Raw genomic sequence first — 21,009 nt, 5'->3', positions numbered from 1 at the left:
AAGGGCCAACGATACAGTTATTGGCGCACTTGGTAGTGGGATTCGCCAGAATTCCTTGCGCATGGGAGTTCTGGTGAAATCCATTACGTCTTTTAGTCGCCCGAATAAGCCGGGCTAATCATTTGGTTCACTACTTTTATCAAGTTTCAGCACCGCCAGCAGGACTCCAAGTCGCTCCGCTTCGGCGACGACATCGATGCCTGGATCAATACGTTTTGAATCAAGCGTCTCCACTGGTGAGAAGACCGCGGTGAACTCTTGACTTCGGGGGAGATAGACAACCTTGGTCACGGAGATGCCATTCTTGCATGCCTCGATATCAGCGTTTGTGATCTGGATCGGAATCGCGTTGTAATCGTAGTAGGCCTGGGCCTGAGCAAGAGCCTGTACGCTGACGTTGGACAGACCGATGGCGCCTGACAGTCTCAAGTCAGGGTACCCGGGGACATGCGAAAGCGAGAAAGCATACATCTCTCCGGATCGGAGATTCACACGTTCGGGGAACGCAATTTCACGACCATCTTTCGTCTTCAGCACCGCTCTTGCGTTTTCTGGTCCTTGAAACAAGACCTGCATCGTACCTCTGCTGGCAAAAGGATCCGCGTTATCCACCGACTGCTCGCGCTGCGAGTTGCGTCCTGCAGAACCACTCAGCGAGAACTCTCGGACAATGGAGATGTACTGTTCAACAAGCTTGTCCAATCTGGTTAACTCTAAACTCGCCTTTGCGGCAGCCTGCTGCTTTTTGTCCATCTCGTGCTTGGCGACAATCCCCTGTCGGTAAAGTCGTTTGAGAGTGTCGATTTCAGACTGGGCCAAGATGAGTTCCCCTTTAGCTATCTCAGCTTGTTTACGCAGAATCACGAACCTGGAGGTCACTTCCCGGTGCAAGAATTCTCGGTCTCGCAGCAGTGTTGCAAGCTGATCCTTGACGGACTCCAGAGATGCCAGGGCATCTTCCATCGAATCTGAATTGGGGACATCTTCTCCATCCACTCGCCCTTCAGGATTTTTCTCCCACATCTCCACGCGTTCTTCCCAGACTCGGATGCTTTGGGTGACCTGATTCACGCGTTGATCTGCCTGCTGCAGTTTCGTTCGAAGATTCGAGACGGTGGTGAAGTCGATGACGGAGCTTTGCAATGCTTTCTCGGGTGCCGCCGCTAGATCGATTGAATCCGCAACTGGCTCTGCGTCATCGATCTTGTGCAGATGAGTTTGATCGATGTAGATCACAGCCACACGCGTTCCGTTCTTCACTGAATGAGTGACGGGATACGTGAGATCAGCATTCTCATCAAAGTAGACGCTGCATTTGTAGTGCGCGTGATGCATGCGAGCTTTGCCGATCAACGGATACATTCCAGTTGGATCGACATAGTCTGCAGTTTTTTCCTTCACAATACGTTGAACGTCACGACTGATTTCGTAGACACTCGGTATCCCACTGGGGAACAGGGATTTTTCTTTCAGTACTTTGAGGATTTGTTCGTCGCTTGGTGGTGCCAGAGACGTGGGGGATCCGCCCGAGGTTGTCGGTTCCTGGATCTGGACATAACGTTCGTATCCGTCGTTGAAGCCAATGCCATTCTGGTTTGGTCGGTCGTGAACGATTTCAGGCTGGGTATTCGCGGTGTCGACGGCATCGAGTTCGGGATGCACTGCGTCTTGAACCGACTTGGATCGTGAATCCATGATTTTGACAATCGCTGCACCACCTCGGGTCAACGTCACATCGCCGTCGACAACATCGATCCCGTCCATTTGACCATCGATTTCGACGACGTATTCTCCTGCCGCCAAACGCACCTGGTTTCCTTGACGCGAGACCGTTAGTTGCTCCGCTACCTTGCTTCCCTGAAGCACTCGGATCTGTACATCGTCGACCTCCGACTCGATCGTGAGCGTGCCTTTGTTGAACTCCAGAACAATCAGTAGTCCGGCGAGTACCAGAGAGAATGCGAGCCCGGCGAGCGCAAAGAATTTCCCCCGTTGGTGTCCAACCTTCAGGCGACTCAGCACTGAGTTCCCTGCAGCAGGATGCCTTTGAGCATCAAAAGCTGGAACACCCCCGGGCAGCGGAATTGCGGTGGGTTGCTGCAGATGGGCAAGGCAATCGGCCAAGAGGTCCTTGGATTGCTCGGCCGACACATAGCGATCCTGTGGCAACTTGGCGAGCAGTTTGAAGACGACTTGTTCCAACCAGGCTGGTGTCTCAGGACGAATGCTGCGAAGCGGTCGAGGCTGGTCGTTGGCGATACGGCTGAGCACACCCATGGTGGTCTCGGCTCGAAACGGACTTCGCCCCGTCAGCATGAAGTACATCACACTGCCGAGACTAAACAAATCACTGCGTTGGTCGACTTCGTCGCCGTGAGCTTGCTCGGGTGACATGTACTGAGGCGTGCCAGCGATCACGCCGCTGCGTGTCATGCTGGCATCGTCTGCTGCGCGGGCCAAACCAAAGTCGGTGATCTGGACGCGTTCGACACCGTTTTCGAGCAGGATATTTGCCGGTTTGATATCGCGATGAACGAGACCTTGAGCATGTGCTGCAGCCAAGCCATCGGCGATCTGCGCTGCGATCCGGACGACTTCGATGATCGGCAACGGCCCGTCATGCTCGACGCGTTGTTGCAGGCTTTGGCCTTCGACGACAGGCATGACCAAATAAGGAAGTCCGCCGTGCTGATCAACGGTCTGGATAGGTACGACGTGCGGATGAACGACCGCTGCGGCACTTTTGGCTTCTCGAGAAAACCGTTTGCGAGCCGCTGCGCTGCTGGCCAACTCTGGTGCAAGTACCTTGACCGCTGAGTAGCGATTGAGTTCGGGATCGAAGCCACGCATCACGATACCCATGCCGCCGCGGCCCAGAACTTCCATGATCTCGTAACGTCCAAATCGTCCTAATGAATCCTGGCGATCGCTGGGTGACAGGAAATACGTCGTGGCGTTTCTCGGAGACGCTGAAAACTGCGAGTCCCGGAGAGACTCGCCTACGAGTTGGTTCTCACGCAACATCTCGCCGGCTTCTTGCCAAGTCAGTCCCCGTTGCGTGATCTCCTCCAATCGATCTTGACATTGCGGGCAAGTTTCGACGTGGTGGCTCAATTCATCTTGAAGATCGGAGATGTCATCTTCAAGCAACTTTTGCAAAGTATCATCGTCGTAATGGAAGCGTGCGATCATGGTTTAGTCATCCGATTGAAGTGTGTCTTTGAGTTTCGCCAAGACGCGACAACGCGCCACGCGCACGGATCCTTCGGTCATGCCGAGTTCATCGGCAACCGATTGGATCGATCGCCCATCGACAGCGGTCAGCCAGAACGAAAGCCACGTCGATTCAGTGAATCTCGCTTGCAGCATCTCGGCGGCTTGCTGAAAACGAAGCCGACGATGCTCTGTTTCAAACAATGTGACCGTGGCTTCGTCGGCAGGTTGCTGTAAGAGCATTCGATGTACATCGCTGTCTCCCGATCCGATCGGACCACGGTTTCCTGAAAAGGGGCCACGCGTTAGTTGATTGACGCAGAGATTACGGGTGATCTTGAACAACCATCCGCGAAAGGAGCCATCTGCGAGGGGATCGAAGGAGTTGATTGCCTTACCGACCGTCGCCAAAACATCCTGGGCCAAGTCATCCGCATCGGCATGCTGCAGCCCTTTGGCCAGTGCCACCCGAACCACCAACGGTCGGTACAGCTCCACAAACTCCGCCCAAGCATCGTCGGAATCCGACTTGCCCAGTTTGCCGATCAATGACGCTCGTGTTTCGGGACCTTGCAAATGATTTCTCCTAAAGACAACACACATCTGGGCGGTCATTGTTACAGAGAATTCCCGAAAAAACATTGAGCCGATACGGTTAGCGCCATCCGATATGGATGGCGAGATCTCACGTCGGCTGCTCGACCTGGTGCGATGCGAGTTCGAAGAGAGATCCTGGCTGGCGTTTCGGCACCCCGCCGTGGATGGGCAGCTCGCGAGGTCAATGATCTTTCCGTGTTGGTCACCGAGTTCATTGACGGACTGGACGTCGGTCAGATTCTTCGCCGAACAGACAATCTTGCGATCTGCGACGCGTGTGAAATTGCAAGACAGGCAGTGCTGGCATTGCAATAGATTGACGAACAAGGCCTCGTTCACCGAGACAAGCGATGGGAACCGCTGACTACATCGCGCCCGAGCAAGTCAACGACAGTCGTCACGTCGACATTCGTGCCGACAATCTACGCTCTGGCTGCACCTTGTTCAAAATGCTGTGTGGACAAACACCATTTGCCGACAGTTGTTATCCGACTGCGTTCGCAAAGATGACGGCACATGTTTCCGATACGCCTCCTGACATCTCGGATTTGTCACCAGAGGTTCCTGCCCCGCTGGCCTCGCTGGTACACCAAATGATGGCCAAAGCACGGGACCAGTGACGAGCACCTTCGTGTCTTGTTCACTCGCAACGGTGGCGAAGGTTACAGACTTCCCTGATGTAATCGCCTCAACTTTGTTCGCTGATTGTTTAAACGCTCGAAAGCTGGTTGGCAACTGGGATGGTGATCGTGACCTTTGTGCCCTGTTCCGGTTTGCTGGAGATGGTGATCGATCCGTTGTGCTTTTTGATGATTCCATACGCGATCGAGAGTCCGAGGCCACTTCCTTGGCCCTCGGTCTTGGTGGAATAAAACGGTTCAAAAACGTGATCAATGTGCTCATCGGATATTCCTTCACCCGTGTCTGTCACGGTAAGCACAATGTCAGAATCTGTTGACTCGCTGTTGAGCGTCACCTGTCCTTCGTCGCCGATTGCCTGCACGGCGTTGATGATGACGCTGGAAAGTACTTGGCCGATCTCCGCAGCGTTACAGATCAGTTTGGGGAGCTCAGAGAGATTCTGTTCGAAACGGCAGGCTGGCGGCAGTTCACAGGCGATCAACCTGCACGTATTACTTGCGATCACATTGACATCTGCTTCTGCCATGCCAGCCCGTTCGGCTTGAGAAAAGTCCTTCAGGCTCTGCACAATGGTCTTGATGCGGTCGATGCCTTCCCGCGTCTCCGTCATCAAGGTCTTGGTGTCCTCCATGACAAACGCGATGTCCTGGACTTCACTTTCCTTGCGAATGGTATCCAGTTCGTTGATCCAATCACTGCCATTGGCCTGCAATGAATCACAAAGCTTTTCATACAGAACCAGCATGGAGTCGATGGCGGTCAAGTAATCGCCCATAGTCGCGATGTTGGCATCGACGAAGAACAGCGGGTTGTTGATCTCGTGCGCGACTCCAGAGGCCAGGATTCCGACGGATGCCATCTTTTCTGTGAGGACAAGTTGAGCTTGTTGCTCAGCAAGGTGCCGGTTGGCTTCCTTGAGCTGAGAATTAACGGTCACCAAAGTCTGCACCGCTTCCTCGTACGAGGTCGCCAGATCCAAACGCATCAAGTCGAGGCAAAAGTGGCATTCGATGGTTCCTGCCGCCGTTTCGAGAAAGGCTCGCCCGGTCTTAAAGTGCGGGTAGCGGATTTGGCCAAAGAAGACACGAGGGGCGGTCAATGTCAGCTTCGGGTACGACTCTTGGACATGAACGATCGCTTCCCCGACAATGGTGTTCAGTGTCTCGGACAAAGCATCACAGATCTGATCTCGCACCTCGTGGCGATTCTCGTCCGTGATCGGTTCATCGATCTCGATAATCCTGGCAGCAGTTTCCTCATCCATGGCCAGCAAGTACTCACCGTAAACGGTACCGGTGTAGTACAGCGACACGATAAAAGATCGCGACGTTTCCACCGAGACAGTTTCCTCGACATCACTGAGAACGTCGGTCGGAACTCCAAACATGTCCAACAGCGTCTGCGCCGCGACCTTGCCGAATGTCCTTGTGTAGTCGGTAATGCTACTCATTGATTCAGGCCGTTGTAGCGACAGCGCATTCCAGAGTCTCACACAACCTGCTCAGGTCTTTGGGGGAGGTTCGCTTGATCGGCTTTTGCAGGAAGCTCGCAGCTCCGCTCTGAATACATCGATCAACGGTATCTTGGTCCTTGACCGCAGACAGCATGACCACTTTGGCGTCTGGATCGAGTTCGCGAATCTTCTGGAGGCAGTGTAGCCCGTCCATATTGGGCATCGTAACATCCAGCAGCGTTACATCAGGACGCGTTTGCTGAAACAGCTCCAATCCCTGGACTCCGTCGTGTCCGACACCGACGACGTTGAATCCCATTTCCGCCAGGATGGATTCGATACCACGTGCCATGAATTTGCTGTCGTCAACGACAAGAACGCTGATCACGGTTCTGCTCCGAGTTGAGAACGAAAGGAACTGCCTTTTAGAATGTGGGTTGGTTTCCATACACAGGGGTCTGGCACTCTGTTTTTTGACTGGTAATGTCGCAGTTCCCTCACAGGTTGTAGCGGGGACAGCGGGCCTTAAGAGAACTCAGATACTGAGACCATGTCACAGCGATTGATTCACTCCTTTCGCCGATAACAGGTTGCCCCGCCAATATTTTCCATCGTTAGGAAATCATTGATATTGCGAGGCACCTCGCTGCTGCCCAAAAAAAGTCGGCCACTGGATGCCAGCCGACCGGCAATCTTCTGCAGAATCCGCCTTGCGTCATCGACCGAAAAGTAGATCAGCACATTTCGACAAAAGATGACATCGAATGGCCCTTGTGGTTGAGTCGAATCGTTGATGTTTTGCACCTCGAAATGCACCATTTCACGAACGCAATCGTTGATCCTCCAGTCCTCTGATTCTTGAACGAAGTACTTTTGCAATCGCTGTGGTGTCAAACCCCGACGGACTTCATGATCGAAATAGACGCCCGTTCTCGCGCGCTCAATGATTGCCGACGAAACATCTGTCCCCAGGATGGATAGATTCCATTGTTTGATATCTGGTACCGACTCGAGAAGTTGGATGGCAATGCTGTAGGATTCTTGCCCGGTGCTACAAGCTGCGGTCCAGACGCTCAAACGTGGCGATCCGAATCGACTCATCTCACGAATCCCTGGAACCAAGTGGTTGGCAATGACTTCGAACGGAGCAGAGTCGCGAAAGAAGAGAGTCTCGTGAGTCGTCAGTGCATCGATGATTCGATTGCGAATCGGCATCCCGCTCCCAGAGCTTGCGATTTCGATCAGACTCTTGTAGTCATGGATGCCGAGATCATCCATGAGAGATCGAAGTCGATTCTCGATCAGGTATGTCTTCGTGGGTTCCAGATAAACTCCGCACCATTCATGCAGACGTACACACAGTTCAATTGCACCGTCAATTGGACGCCCATTGGTAAGTGATTCAGTCGGATGCAGCAACAGGTCACTGCGTCGCGCATCACGATTGAAAGAGGGGTCTAGTTCGTGCGACATCGTATCGTCGCCGTGTGGTGAATGCTGTGCGATCCGACTTCGTTGGTGTCGACGCACCTCGCTGCGGCAATCAGTGATGACGAAGCGTGTGAGGAGTGCGAGACTTGGTTGATTCCTTCAGCGATCTCATTGACGCAAAGCACTTGCGTCGCCAATTGAGCATCAATGACCGCTCGTGGCATTCCAAAAACGGTCGAGCTCGTCTTGTCCTGTGCCCAGATCTGCCCGTGGTGTTTTGCGATACTTTGGCAACCGATCAAGCCGTCATCTCCCATTCCTGTCATCATGATTGCCAGGACTCCGTCTCGGAATTCACCGGCGCATGACTTGAACAGATAGTCCACACTCGGTTTACAGGCATTGACCGCGTCATCATCATTGACTTCGATCCTGCGAATTCCCAAAGCATGTGAGACCCGCATTTGTTTTCCGCCGGGGGCTAAGTAGACATGCCCATTCCGCAGGGGCATTCCATCAGCGGCCTCGCACACAGGCAACTTGCAATGGCGGTCGAGTGAGTTTGCCATCGATGCAGTGAACAATGCCGGCATGTGCTGCACGATCAAAATAGGAACACGGATCGATTCAACCAGTTGGGGCATCATTTCAGACAGCGTTTTGGGACCGCCGGTTGAAATTCCGATGCAAATCACCGAAACGCGATCCATTTGGTGTTCTGGCCCGCAAGGGGCATGGTCACGATCCATAGGCAGGATTTGACTGCGCAACGCAGGCAGCACGACAGGATCGTGGTTTCGGCGTTGCAACAGCTCGATCCTTGTCCGCAACTGACCCTTGAGTTCACGAACATTCTCGTGCAAGTCATTGTGGTCCGGTTTCAGGATGAAATCAAAGGCACCGATTTGCAACGCTTTGGTGGTGGTGGCTGCTCCAGATTGAGTTTGCGAACTCACCATGATGACATTTGTGTGGATCTGTTCTTTCTGCAGACGCTCCAGAACCTCCAACCCATTCATTCCAGGCATCTCGACGTCCAGTGTCACAACGTCTGGACGATGGGTGAGAATCTTCTCGATCGCTGATCGACCGTCTTTGGCAACATCAACGACTTCAACGCCGGGAAAGTCTACGATGCAATCGCGGACAACCTTGCGAAAGATCAGTGAGTCGTCGACGACGATAGCCGTGAGCTTTCTTGTCATGTTGCCTTACCCGCTGAGTACGCGAGTCGAGTGGTTGGGTACTTGCTGTTCGGAAAACGACTGAACTTGCTAGATACGACTCATGAAACAGCAATGCTGGCTTCATCGACGCGAAAACGATCGACCAGCTCCTTCATTTCGCTCGCCAATCGAAAGAGTTCGTCACCAGAAGCGAGACTTTCGTCCGCTCCCTTGGCGGTCTCCTGTAGCACACCGTCAACGTGACTGATGTTCTCTGTGATCTCACGACTCGCCTCGGCCGATTCTGCAACGCCGCGAGAAACACTTTGAGCCAGATTCGCCGTGCTGCTAATGTGCTCGGCAATCTGCTGCGTCGTGATACTTTGCTCCTCTACCGCAGATGCGATCATCCGGCTCAGTTCGTTCACGCTGCCGATGACATCGCTGATTTGCTCGATCGATTCAACCGCCTGGACGGTACTGCCCTGCATGACTTCGATGCGACTACGAATATCGTCGGTTGCTGCGGCGGTCTGCTTCGCCAGCTCTTTGACTTCGGTTGCCACCACGGCGAAGCCCTTTCCGGCCTCCCCCGCTCTGGCCGCTTCGATGGTTGCATTGAGTGCCAGCAGATTGGTTTGTTCCGCAATGTCTTGAATCACTTCGATCACTTTGCCGATTTCGTTGGCGGCTGATCCCATGTCGCCGACTCTGGCGTTGGAGACTTCGGCCGCAACTGCGGCTTGGTTTGCCACTGCTGCGGACCGTTCCGCGTTCTGTGCGATCTCGGAGATCGTCGCCTTCATTTCACCGACAGCTTTCGAAACGGATCCGATGCTGGAGCTCATCTCCTCGGTGCTATGAGCGATGTTCTTCATGTTGATGCTCAGTTCTTCTGCGGCGCTGCTGACGGTCGCGGATTGAGTCTTGCTCTGTGTGGCGCCGGCACTGAGATGGGACGCTGAGTCGCTGACCTGGGAACTCGTGGCGCTGAGCGTCGCGGCGTTGTTTGCAATCGAATGCACGATGTCATGGATTCGCTGCGTGAATCGATTGAAGTATCTCGCCAGGTCGCCGAGTTCGCCGATCTGATTCTCGTCCAAACGACGAGTCAAGTCACCTTCACCGTCCGCGATATTGCGAAGTGTCTCGACGGTGGCATCGATCGGCCGAATCAGCGATCGAGTGATCAGCAGGCCGACTGCTACCACTGCGGCGGTCGCCAGGATGGCTGCCAGAGCACCATAGAACATCATACTGCGTTGTATGGCTGTGGTGACTTCAGTCATCTCCGCAACGGTCACAAAGGCTTCGGTGGTGGTGACTTCCGAAACGATGCCCCATTGCAGCCCCAACAACTCGACCGGTGCAAACGCACTGAGGACTTCTTCACCCAGATAGTTGGTCGTTCTTTCGACGCCTGTGATCCCAGCGAGGGCTTTGTCAACTGAGTCCGATCGGATTTCATTGACCGATCCATTGCGAAAAGCGTTCACGATGGAGTATTTCTCTGGATCACGGCTTGAGTTGCATCGTTGCAACTTATCTTTTCCGATCAGCAAAGTCTCTCCCGTCTCACCGATTCCGGCATCGCGGGACATTAGTTCGTTGATCCGATCAACCGGCATTTGAAAGACCAGGACGCCGATGGTCTTGTCTCCATCAACAATCGGACTTGCGATGAAACTAGCGGGTGCCTCATAACTCGGCCAGTAACACTCGAAATCGACAAGCACCGCCTCGTCAGCCGACGTGACGCGTCGGGCCTCTCGAAAGGCCCGCGAAAAATTTGTCTTTGCGTACGGACCATCCAACAGGTTGGTCGCAAAATCCAGCTCTTTGAAAACGCTATAGACAACACTGCCGGTCTGAGCGTCGATCAAGAAGATATCGTAATAGCCGAATCGATCCAGAAAACCTCGAATGCTCGGATGGTACTTTGCATGCAGCTTGTCATACTCGGTACCGGTCGCTGCGGCATCCATGAGATGCTTACTGCCCAATGAATTGGAGTTGCTGATGATGTAACTGTGTTGCATCGTGACAGCAGCACCATCGAGTTGGCTAAGTCGCCTGAGGGCATCCGCTTCCTTTCCACCGTTTTGTTCTTGATACTCGTTGGAGAAACTCCTCTCGTAGTAGTCAGACAATTCACGGCGTAGTTTTTCTGTGTCCTCATGAGAGAGTTCACGTTCATCCAAGACCGATTGAAACGCGGTCGAAAACTCTCGCATCGCATCCACGATCGCGACGTCTTCGCTGAGGGAAACGACCTGATCTCGGATCATTCCAAAGTAATCAATCACCTCGGACTTCTTTAGATCACGAACGGCCGCAAGCTGTTGCTCTGTCTTGACTTGTAAATCTTCTGAGGCATGTCGCCCGATTTCGTGGCTAGCATGACGCGAGTTCCAGAGATTGATCGTGGAGATCGCGAGCATCGGAATCAGCCCACATGCCAAGAATGCCGCAACAAGTCGTCCGCGAATTCGCATGGCTCAGTACCTCGTTTGTGAAATGGTGGTTGGAGTCTTCGTGAGGACTCATGGATGGCTTCAATGGGGAATTCAGGTGACCAACAGGTTTTCGATGTCTGGATGCTTCAGTCGATCGCCGCCAAAAGTTGCGTCGCATTGAGCAAAACGATGATTTCGTCGCCGTGCAGGTAGACGGAGTCAATGAACTGTCGGTCGATGGCACGAACATTGGATGGGCGACGTGACAGTTCATCCGTCGAGATGGTCAGGATGTCAGCGACATTGTCGACAAGAATCCCGATGCGTTCTCCGTCGACATTCAGCACAAGGTTTCGCTGATGCTTGTGGTTTTGGCAGGGAGGAACGGCAAAGACCTGATGAGGGTTCAACACAGTCAGCACGTCACCACGCAGGTTCACGACGCCGTGAATCATTTCCGACGCTTCGGGAACAGGGGTCACGTCGAGGTGCCGATTGATCTCTTGGACATACGCGATGTCGACTCCTAGCAGGATGTCGTGGACTGTGAAGGTTACGATTTGAATTTCCTTGTCTACCGCAGTGGTCGGCGCATGATCTGCTACGCTCATGTCGATACCTTTTGGCGAATGAGGTTAGCTCTGTCGGTCAAATCGTAGATGTCAAGCACACGCGTGGTTCTGCCATTGATCACAGAAACCCCGAGTATTCCGCGTTGCCCAACCGCATGATCTTTACTCAAGCACAGGTCTGTGTCGCAGATGTCGTCCAAGTAGGGTGCAAGCAATCCGACCTCTCGGCCGCAAATGTCGAACACAACGACGTGGACTTTCTCTGCCGGATCGACGCGACTGACCGAGACGACATCTGCAATCTCGATCAGCGGTAGTGTTCCCCCACGGTACTGTAGAACTCTTCGGTTCCCGATCGAATCGATCGCGTGAACATTGACTCGCTCGATCCGACTGACAATGTCCATCGGAACCGCGAAATGATCAGAGTCACTGACGGAGAGCAAGACCACGCGTGTGCGATCGTTGGAGTCTTCGATGACGGACGAGTTCGCATCCACCAATTGAGGCGTGTCCGAGTCGTTGGTGATGGCCATGCGATTGGCAATCCCGCTGGCATCAAGGATCATCGCCACTCGACCGTCGCCCAGAATGGTCGAACCGGCCAGCAGGGGCAGGCCGGAGAGGTGTCGGCCAAGTGGCTTGACCACGATTTCTTCGCTATCCAGTACACTGTCGACCACCAAGGCGAACCGACTGCGTCCCGACTCGACAACCACCAATTGGCTTTCTTTTTTCTCACAGACCGATCCATCGGGCCTAAGCCGAAGAACGTCTCGAAGCCTGAACAAGGGAATCAAGGCACCACGCAGCCGAAGCACCTCCACATTGCTGACTCGTTCGATTCGCTTTTCCTGACCACCGGTCTGAACCAGTTCGACAATGTTTGTCTGCGGCAAGGCGTACGGCCGCCCATCGACCAAGACGATCATGGATGGCACAATCGCGAGTGTTAACGGCAGGGTGATGCGGATGGTCGTTCCATCGCCGAGCCTGGACTTGACATCGATGTTTCCACCAAGGCGTTCAATGTTGGTGCGGACCACATCCATTCCCACGCCGCGTCCACTGACGCTGGTCACTTCTTTGGCGGTCGAGAAACCTGGCGCAAAGATTAGGTTGACCGCATCATGATCGCTCAGTGATCTTGCGTCGTCGTACGATAGAATGCCCTTTGAAACTGCGTTGTCGCGAAGGCCATTCGGATCGATTCCGGCTCCATCGTCGATGATCTCGATCACCATTTTCCCAGCCTTGTGAAAGGCCTTTAGCAGAAGGGTTCCTTCAGGAGCCTTGCCCGCTGAAACACGCCTGTTTGGCGTTTCGATTCCGTGGTCACAGGCGTTTCGCACCAAGTGTGTCAAAGGGTCAATGATCGCCTCGATGATGGTCTTGTCCGTTTCAACCTCCGTTCCCTCCATCTGCATCGTGATCTGTTTGCCGAGCGAACCCGACAGGCTACGGATGACACGCGGAAATCGGTTGAATACGTTGCCGATGGGTTGCATGCGAGTCTGCATGATGGACTCTTGCAACTCCGTCGTGACTTGGTCGATTCCGCTCACGATCGCATCCATGTTGCGATCGGTTTTTGCCTGTTCGCCAAAAACTCGTAGCAGTTGATTGCGACTCAAAACCAATTCACCGGCCAGATTCATCAACTGGTCCAGCACCCGCACTCCGACTCGAACCGTGGGCTCGGCGGAAGACGTCTTGGGAGTACCAGTGCTCGACTTGTGTTCTTGTCCGACCGTTGCCGCTGAGAGGTGCGCCGAAGCCCGATCGATCGTTCTCTCGACCCGATCGGCAACCTCCACTTGTTCAGCGCTGGTGGAAACGTTGGTGGCTTTCTCTGATGGTATGGGATTGCGGTTTGGGGGAACCTCAGTTCTGCCATGTGAATGATCGCTAACTTCGCCGTCACACAGAGCTTCCAGTTGCGAACAAAGTTCGTCATTGTTTGAGCGGTTGCTGTTTTCGACATCATCGACAAGCGATCGCAGGCGATCAGCCGCGGCAAGCAGAATGTCTATGCAAGAAGAATCGGGAACGAGCTGGTGGTCTCGGAACTTACCAAGCACGTTCTCAAGTCGGTGGGCAACCGTGTTGATTTGCCTGAGCCCCAAGAATCCAGCCGCACCTTTGACAGAGTGGACTGCGCGAAAAACTTGATTGACGAGATTGTCGTCAATGTCGGGGCTCAGTTCATCGATTCGCAGCAACTGCGTTTCGAGATCACCAAGATTCTCTTTGGCTTCCTCGACGAATTCGCAGAGCAGATTGTCATCTTGCATCGTTCCTTGCCTACTCTCATCGCGCGGCTGCATTGTGTTACGGAATGTTCGCTTGGTTTTCGTAAGCGAACATCGATTGCAGCACGCCGCTTCCACCTTCTGTCTATGTCTCGCTTCAGAGCAGGCAATCGAATTTCGGCATTTTCAGCCGAATAGAGCCACAAACAGAGGCAAACCGTGTCACAAAGGCTGCCCTAGTGGTGAGGTTTTTCCCTCACAAGCCACCGCTCGTCGCCAATGACGAGACACCATCGGTCAGTCGGGCGATTGCAACATGCGTCGCTCAAAGGAGCGGCGTATCCACCAAAAATACAGTGATATCGCCGGGTACATCAACAGGACCAGCCAACCCCAAGGAGTCCACTGCAGATACTGAAGTGTCTCCGCGTTCGCAAGTGTTGAAATGGCAACCAGGACGACGGCGGTCAATACCATTGCCGCGGCAATCGCGAACTGAAAGGACCAGTAGGCGAAGAGGTGATCGCGGCGGACCCAAGCGACCGAAGCCAGAAGTAACGCCACGAGGAAACACCCGATCGCAAACATACCCAAGCCGGTCGAACCAAACCAAATGGATGCGACAGCAAGCGGCACCATCCACGCCGTCGATCCGATGCAGCTACCAAACCACGGTGCCGCCCTCCATTGAAATGCCTCGTAGCCGATACTGCCGTCTGCCCGGACCACTTGAGTCTGTTTGCGAACGTCATCTCGCTGTCTTTGGACGAATTCACGCACCGGCTCGCCGGCCGCTCTGGCTTCATCCGCCAGTCGTTTGTAGCCAAGGTTGAAACGCCAGACCCAGAGGCAAGTGCAACCTACCGCCAGAAGATGCAGGCCTGCCAATAGTCCAACGAAGAGGGAATTGCTGGCGAGAAGTCCTTGGACTTTAGCAGTGATGAGGACGCCAACCAGAATTCCAAAAACAAGCATTCCGAACAGGAGGTGCATTGTTCGACGAACGATGAGTCTCTGCTGGCTTTCATACTCGCAGTTCTTCCAGCTCATCCATGTCCCCAATGCTCCGCCTGCGACTCCGATCAGCGAGCCGATGGCCGCTCCGCCGAACGCCGTCGCTGCCGCAGATTTCACGACTGTGCTACCCACGCCACTCGCTTTACCGGCAACAGCAGTCGTTGCGCTCGCGCCAGCGGCGTACGTGGTCGATGGCAAGCTGGCCATCACCAAAGCTGCAAAAGCCGCTTTCGGTGCGGTCTCGCCGAGTGTCTTGCGTATCGACTGTGTCATCTCGGTACGCAGCATCTCTCGGCCGCGTTTGAGTCGCTGTCGAATCGTCGATTCTTTCTCACCCAATGCGATCGCCACGTCGCGTGTTGATTCTTCACAGCGATAGAACAAGACCATGGGCTCACGATACATTTCGGGCAACTCTGAAAGCATCGACCAAATCCATTCGCGTTCCTGATTCATTGACATGTTTGCCTCCGGGGTTACCTGATTGCGGTCTGGAATTTCAAACGGCATGTTGTCAATCGAGCAGTTGGCGTGAGTCGAGTTTTTGGCGCGTACGGCATCGATGGCCCTGCGCCGAGCGATCGTGCAAATCCATCCGGCAAAATTCTCTGGATCTCGAATCGTAGAAAGTTTCTTCCACGCCTCGACAAAGACTTCCTGCCCGATGTCTTCGCTCAGCGAAAAATCACCGCAAACACTGTAGGCAACGCCGGTGACCATGCCAGCGTGGCGGTTCACGAGCGTTTCAAAGGCCTCGTGGTTTCCCTGCGCGGCATCTCGAACTAGGTCGGTATTTTCTGGGATAGCCACTCAATTTACTCCTCGAATTCCAACATTGTGCAGCCAAAACTTTGGGCCGCCACCGAAGAGTCGTATGCACAAACCCAGATGTGACAAATTCTCTGGATTTTTTTAGGCGAGAAACGCCAATCCAAAAACCAAGACTGGACCAAGGTAGCGTTCTCGAGCTAGTTGTCCGACTGTATCTTCATTTTCGGGCGAGCTTCACGAAGAGCCGTTATGGCGGTTTGAGTCGTTTTGGTATCTCGCACGTCCAGGAATTGCAGGCGAGGAAACTCGCTCAGCAGGTTCAACGCGGCGTCGTCGATTTTGGTTTGCTGCAGATCAAGGGTTTGTAGCTTGGGCAGTTTGGCAAGATGCGCCAGCCCTGCGGCAGTGACCTGCGTGCCTGACAAGTCAAGCGTTTCAAGGTTCGTCATGCCGGCAAGATTGACGAGTCCGCCATCAGTGATCCGCGTTCGTTTTAAATAGAGCGTCTCTACATTGGTGAGCCTTTGAAGATGGGACAAGCCCGCATCGCTGACGTTGAGATGCTGGAGCGTCAAGATTTCTAGTTCACTGAGACCACTCAGATGCACAAGGTCTGCATCGGAGACGCCTTCTGGCAGATTGACGAGACGTAGATTCGGGAAGTTTTCGATCTGGAAGAGGTCCTCGGGTGTGACACCGGTTTGCCGCAGATCCAGGAATCGAATCTTGGGTCCTTGCATTGCCTCAAGAAAGTTAGCAGTGATCGACGTGCCGTACAGATTCATGCTGTGAAGCTCCGAAAGATTCTGCAAATGCCTAGCCAAATCATCGCCGACATTGAGGCAGCGGTACAAGCTAAGCCAATTCAGTCGCCTGAGGTTCGCGAGTCCTCTCAAGTCTTTGTCAGATAGTGGACAGTCCCAAATTTCAAGCTTGGTGAGATTTGTCATCCGGGTGATCTGAGCGATCCCTTGCTCGGTGATTTTGTCACCCCGAAATTCCAAGCGAGTCAGGTTCTCCAGGTTGGCGAAAAGCTTCAAGTCATCATCGGAGACCAACGCATCTTTCGACATCAACTCCAGCCATACTTCCTTGGCATCACCGTCTTCGCCACGAACAACCATCTTGCCTTGTAGATCACTGACGCGTTTGCGAAGGACGTTTTCAGCGTCTGAAGGCGAATTCGCGTCCCTCTCATCCTGCGAAGCTTTGGACGATTGCGGTTCGTCGCCAAAGATCGTGCGAGTGATGTTCGCGGCGATGTCTCCGAGTTGTACGATGCCGGGTCCAGAAGTTACGCCGGTGGGATCGCTGTAGCTGGCGGTGACTCGGCGGTCGGCGACGAGCATTAGTTCCGGCTTCAGAAGCTGTGTCGGTATCTTGACGGTGAGCCATGGCTTGCCATCGCGTTCAACGAGCTCAGTTTCTCCTGTCCAGTACACTCCCGGCTTGCCAGTGCCGTCGGGCATGTAGCCGCGAACGCGAAAGGATCCGTAGTAGGCGATCGGCTGTGTCTTGTCCGCGCGGCGATCGACCCATTCGAAAGCGACGTCCGTGTGAGGCACTGCTCGGATGGTGATTTCGTACGGCAGGAGAGTTTTTGGGATCGTGAACGACTGGTTGACGAAGACGGCTTGGACATCGCGTGAGTTGGCGCTCCCTGGTAGCTGTTCCTTGCCGTCGCGTAGCCTTGCATCGGGGTGGACTGTCAAGCTGCCGGCCGCCATGGCAGGAAACTCAAACTCGCCATTCGCGCCGCTAATCGCCTTGCGGCCGGAGTGCGGTCCGTGTGGACCAGTCGTCGTCAAATGAACATTCGGCAATCCCTTCCCGCTGGAATCAACCACACGCCCTCTCACGATGACGCCGGTTTCCAATTGAATGTCGCCTGGTTGCCAAACGTCGCCACCGGCATCGGGGCGACGTTCGACGATCGGAACAGCATTGTCGTAATCCACCTCCAGCGGTATACACTTTGCCAATCGCTGAGTGATGGCATCGTTCTCGCCATATCCATATTGCGGACCAAAGCCCAATTGAGTGGTGCCGATTCGCAACCAGAGTCGGGAATCCTTTGGCGGAACGGTCACGTGGAATTCTCCAGCTTCATCGGTGACAACCGTTCGGCTCCAATTCGGCCAGTCCCCATGGTCGAGCGAATAGGAATTCAAATCCATTCCAAGCTTCTTTTTCCACGACTGGTTGTTGATGTACACACCCGCAGTCAGCTTCACACCAGCAGCCGGAGTTTTATCTGGCCACAGCAACCGGCCATCAACATCCGTTCCTTGCCAAAGCTTGACGACCGTCGGCTCTTGGTTGTTCACCGCCGTCTGCTCATGCTTCGGCGTGCCGCTCTCATCAAGTTCAATCACGGTCACCGAAGGAGCCGATGTAAACCAACCGTTGGGCACTTGAGCAATCCACGCCCCTTCACCTTGAGCGACTTCGACTTCGACAAGCCCTTCCTCGTTACTCATGAACTGCCGGTTTCTATTTGGCGATCCCTCTCGAAAGATGGTTGCCGTGCAGTCCATGCCTTGGAGCGGCGTTTCGTTTTCGCCATTGACCAGTTTGAACTGCCGCTTGCGTGCGTCGCCCTGATTGTTGCTCTTGTCGGCATCGCTATCGGGATCCACATCAGGCACTTTCGGTTCGGGTGCGTGGAGCTGCCAAACAGCCAAAGCTTCCTTCGCATCTGATTTCCCTGCGGCAAACCACTCGCCGTCGGCGGAATACGCCGCCGCCTGACCTTGTATGGGACAAGTCAACAATCGCTCACCTGATCGTGTTGACCAAACGGAGACCGTACGTGGCTCACCATGTTTGGGATGCGTGCCCAGCAGTGAAAACAATTGGCCGTCGGAGGAGAACACGAACTCTGGGCCGTCGTGGTATCGCCAGGGTGCATCGATGACTTGCAGAACCTTTCCCGTCTTGGTTGCGATCAGCTTGATTCCCAACATGTCGCAGACCGCAAACGTCTCGCCGTCGGGTGAAAAGCCGACACCCGAGACCAACTGGAGCGTATCTTGTCTCACCTCCGGATCAGGGTGCTTTCGATTCGGATTCGCATTCTTGAAATCCAGCAAGAGCGCTCCGCTCTCCACGTCCCAGATACTGGTACCGTGCTGCGATCCAACTGTCGCCAAACGCCGGCCATCGTGTGATAGAGCGAGACTCTGCACATGAACCCGATGCTGCATCAACACCTTTTGAATCACGCGTCCACTCGTCGTGTCCATCACAATGGCATGAGCACTCGGCATCACACCGCCTAAGGACACCGACCTACCCAGTGCGATGCGAGATAAATCGGGAGTGCCGACCAAATGCGACAGCGTGACGCTGTATCGTTGATCGTTCTTGATGTCCTCGGGAAGATCGTGGCGTTTGACGATTTTGCCAGTATCGGAGTCCCACAAGCAGATCTGACCATCGATCAAACCCACCACACGGCGTGTATCCTCGGAAAGCAGCAAGCTACTGGCAAACCGACTCCAACCTGCCTGCCATTCCAATTCGACTTCCCGTGACAGCGCACGATTGACAAGACTCCAAGTCCGAACAGTCACACGCAGCCCTTCGTGTTTCGATGCCGCCTCCCATGCTAGACTCACCAGTTCTTGACCGTCCGCGTCAAATTCCACACCGTTGACGCTGCGATGCTCTGGCAATCGGAATGTCTCTTGGGTAGTGGCAGCGATCGCTGATTCGACCCTTTCGTCGGTTGCCTCTCGCTTGTAGACATTGCCAGTGACGACAAAGTTGCTGACGGCAATGCCTGTCTGAGCGACCGCGATCATGGAGAGCCCTCCGGTAATGGCAGCAATCGCAACTCCTGCAAAAGCAATCCTGGCCAGCGCACGACGAGTCATAGAAACTTTCGGCGTATGTTCCTCCCCCAGCAAACGTTTGATGCGATACCCCAATTGCGAAGTGCTGCCGCTGCTGCCGCCATCGGCTGCGAGTGCTTGCAAGTGTGGAGTGATTTTCATGCCACGTAGTGAGGCACAATGCTCAGCCATTCTCAAAAGGGCTCCGGCGTACTCGATATGTCCGCAACTTGCCGCCGCCATGTCGTCACAGCAATTCTCACGCTCGATACGAACGACTCGACTGATCCACCATGTGGCCGGATGAAAGAACAGCACTGCTTCGATGATCCGTTGCAACAGATTGACCAACAAATCGTAGCGTCGGACATGCGCCATTTCATGACGGATGATGGCGGCGAGCTGGCTTGGCTCAAGCCCATACAGAAGTGTCGCCGGCAGCAGGATCGCCGGTTTCACCACGCCAACAACCACGGGAACGGTCACACGTTGACAGACGGCAACCAGGGGAACACGTTTCAAACCGATTCGTCTTGATGCCTCCGCAATGATACTGAGCACCATCGAATCTGTGATCGGATCAACTGCCTGACTCAGTCGTGAGCTACCCACTACCGACAACGAAAATCGCAATAGCATCATCGCAACACCGGTCGTGTAAGCGATCAACAGGTACGGCGCATATGGTTGTAGTCGCTGTATCCACGAGATCGCGGGTGTCACCGTTACGGTTACATCGACAGGTTCAGAAACCTGCCGCTGCGTTTCTGACAGACTCTGCTCGGGTGGCAAGTCCGGCAGACGGATGCTTGCCGGCACTGGATTTGTTTCGATACCGCCCGCTGACGGAACTGTCTGGAACTCGACGGCAGCCACGGGATCCAAAATGAAGGATCCCCGCGATTGATGAACCCAGGCAAATGTGATCACCACGCAGAGAGGAAGCGTGAAGAACGCGCAGCAGGCGAGTATGTATCGAGTGCGGGCACGACGTTGGTCATCACGGAGATTCGATTGCGAGGAATCGTCAGAGCGACACTGCCGCCGGTTTTGCGAGTCTCGGAGAGACTCGCCTACGTGTTTTGCAACCAGCAGAATCAAGGCGACAACGCAGGCTTGCCATAGAAAGTGACCCTGCGTGATCACCACTTGCAGCGACAGTTCGAACCAGTCCAAATGAGGCAGACTCATGACTTGCCCTCCTTCATTTTCTTGTTCAACAGTTTGCGAAGATTTGCCAGTTCGACTTCATCAAGATCCGCAACGTCGAACAGGCTCAGCATCACCGCTTCAGCAGATCCATCAAAGACGCGATCGACGATATCTCCGAGCATGCCTCGCGAAACATCCTCTCGCTGGTGCAGCGGCGAAAAACGAAACGCTTTCCCTTGGATCGGCTCCAGCTTTTCGATCTGTCCTTTGTCGACCATCGTGCTCAGCATGGTGATCACGGTCGTGTGCGCCAAATCACGCCCGCCCGCCGCCAACGCATCACGCACCGCGCGAACCGTCATCGGCTCCTCGTCCCAAAGCACTTTCAGGATTTGAAGCTCCAGTTCCGTCGGATGCTCCGAATTGGGTCTCGCCATACACCAAACCTCCC

Annotated in this window: 14 protein-coding genes; 2 read left to right on the top strand and 12 right to left on the bottom strand. The window is 54.2% G+C overall.

What is annotated here, in order from left to right:
- Positions 1 to 114: 114 nt before the first annotated feature.
- The gene (locus Pla52nx_RS30850; RefSeq protein WP_146519400.1) at positions 115 to 3,192 is read right to left on the bottom strand and encodes a serine/threonine-protein kinase; all 3,078 of its coding nucleotides are present in this window, start codon (positions 3,190 to 3,192) and stop codon (positions 115 to 117) included.
- 3 nt (positions 3,193 to 3,195) lie between these two features.
- Positions 3,196 to 3,789, bottom strand: a complete 594-nt coding sequence (locus Pla52nx_RS30845; RefSeq protein WP_231741872.1) for a sigma-70 family RNA polymerase sigma factor — start codon at positions 3,787 to 3,789, stop codon at positions 3,196 to 3,198.
- Positions 3,790 to 3,924: 135 nt separating this feature from the next.
- On the opposite strand from Pla52nx_RS30845, the gene Pla52nx_RS30840 reads away from it, so the two are divergent.
- Entirely contained in the window at positions 3,925 to 4,125 is a 201-nt protein-coding gene (locus Pla52nx_RS30840) for a hypothetical protein (RefSeq protein WP_146519402.1), read from the top strand.
- A gap of 35 nt (positions 4,126 to 4,160) precedes the next feature.
- Positions 4,161 to 4,430 (top strand): hypothetical protein, encoded by a 270-nt coding sequence (locus Pla52nx_RS30835; protein WP_146519403.1) that lies wholly within the window; start codon positions 4,161 to 4,163, stop codon positions 4,428 to 4,430.
- An 89-nt stretch (positions 4,431 to 4,519) separates the two neighbouring features.
- On the opposite strand, the gene Pla52nx_RS30830 is transcribed toward Pla52nx_RS30835, so the two are convergent.
- The 10 genes from Pla52nx_RS30830 to Pla52nx_RS30785 all read right to left on the bottom strand — a co-directional run bounded on the left by Pla52nx_RS30830 (position 4,520) and on the right by Pla52nx_RS30785 (position 20,995).
- The gene (locus tag Pla52nx_RS30830) at positions 4,520 to 5,902 is read right to left on the bottom strand and encodes an ATP-binding protein (protein WP_146519404.1); all 1,383 of its coding nucleotides are present in this window, start codon (positions 5,900 to 5,902) and stop codon (positions 4,520 to 4,522) included.
- Positions 5,903 to 5,906: 4 nt separating this feature from the next.
- Positions 5,907 to 6,293 (bottom strand): response regulator, encoded by a 387-nt coding sequence (locus Pla52nx_RS30825; RefSeq protein ID WP_197454457.1) that lies wholly within the window; start codon positions 6,291 to 6,293, stop codon positions 5,907 to 5,909.
- Positions 6,294 to 6,472: 179 nt separating this feature from the next.
- Positions 6,473 to 7,378: a CheR family methyltransferase gene (locus Pla52nx_RS30820; protein WP_146519406.1), complete on the bottom strand. Its 906-nt coding sequence runs from the start codon at positions 7,376 to 7,378 to the stop codon at positions 6,473 to 6,475.
- The gene (gene cheB / locus Pla52nx_RS30815; RefSeq protein WP_146519407.1) at positions 7,363 to 8,541 is read right to left on the bottom strand and encodes a chemotaxis-specific protein-glutamate methyltransferase CheB; all 1,179 of its coding nucleotides are present in this window, start codon (positions 8,539 to 8,541) and stop codon (positions 7,363 to 7,365) included. The genes Pla52nx_RS30820 and cheB overlap by 16 nt, the downstream gene beginning before the upstream one ends.
- Positions 8,542 to 8,621: 80 nt before the next feature.
- Positions 8,622 to 10,997, bottom strand: coding sequence for a methyl-accepting chemotaxis protein (locus Pla52nx_RS30810; RefSeq protein ID WP_146519408.1), 2,376 nt, complete (start codon positions 10,995 to 10,997; stop codon positions 8,622 to 8,624).
- A gap of 107 nt (positions 10,998 to 11,104) precedes the next feature.
- Positions 11,105 to 11,569: a chemotaxis protein CheW gene (locus Pla52nx_RS30805; protein WP_146519409.1), complete on the bottom strand. Its 465-nt coding sequence runs from the start codon at positions 11,567 to 11,569 to the stop codon at positions 11,105 to 11,107.
- Positions 11,566 to 13,824: a chemotaxis protein CheA gene (locus Pla52nx_RS30800; protein ID WP_197454458.1), complete on the bottom strand. Its 2,259-nt coding sequence runs from the start codon at positions 13,822 to 13,824 to the stop codon at positions 11,566 to 11,568. The genes Pla52nx_RS30805 and Pla52nx_RS30800 overlap by 4 nt, the downstream gene beginning before the upstream one ends.
- A gap of 255 nt (positions 13,825 to 14,079) precedes the next feature.
- A complete protein-coding gene (locus Pla52nx_RS30795) occupies positions 14,080 to 15,609 on the bottom strand; it encodes an RNA polymerase sigma factor (protein WP_146519411.1) in 1,530 nt (509 codons plus the stop codon).
- 158 nt (positions 15,610 to 15,767) lie between these two features.
- Positions 15,768 to 20,597, bottom strand: a complete 4,830-nt coding sequence (locus tag Pla52nx_RS30790) for a M56 family metallopeptidase (protein ID WP_146519412.1) — start codon at positions 20,595 to 20,597, stop codon at positions 15,768 to 15,770.
- Complete coding sequence (locus Pla52nx_RS30785; RefSeq protein WP_146519413.1) at positions 20,594 to 20,995, bottom strand: BlaI/MecI/CopY family transcriptional regulator; 402 nt, start codon at positions 20,993 to 20,995, stop codon at positions 20,594 to 20,596. The genes Pla52nx_RS30790 and Pla52nx_RS30785 overlap by 4 nt, the downstream gene beginning before the upstream one ends.
- Between the last annotated feature and the right edge of the window lie 14 nt (positions 20,996 to 21,009).

Source organism: Stieleria varia, from assembly GCF_038443385.1.
In the GTDB taxonomy this organism is placed as follows: domain Bacteria; phylum Planctomycetota; class Planctomycetia; order Pirellulales; family Pirellulaceae; genus Stieleria; species Stieleria varia.
The sequence above is the reverse complement of the archived record's forward strand: the minus strand, read 5'-3'. Positions and strand labels throughout refer to the sequence as shown.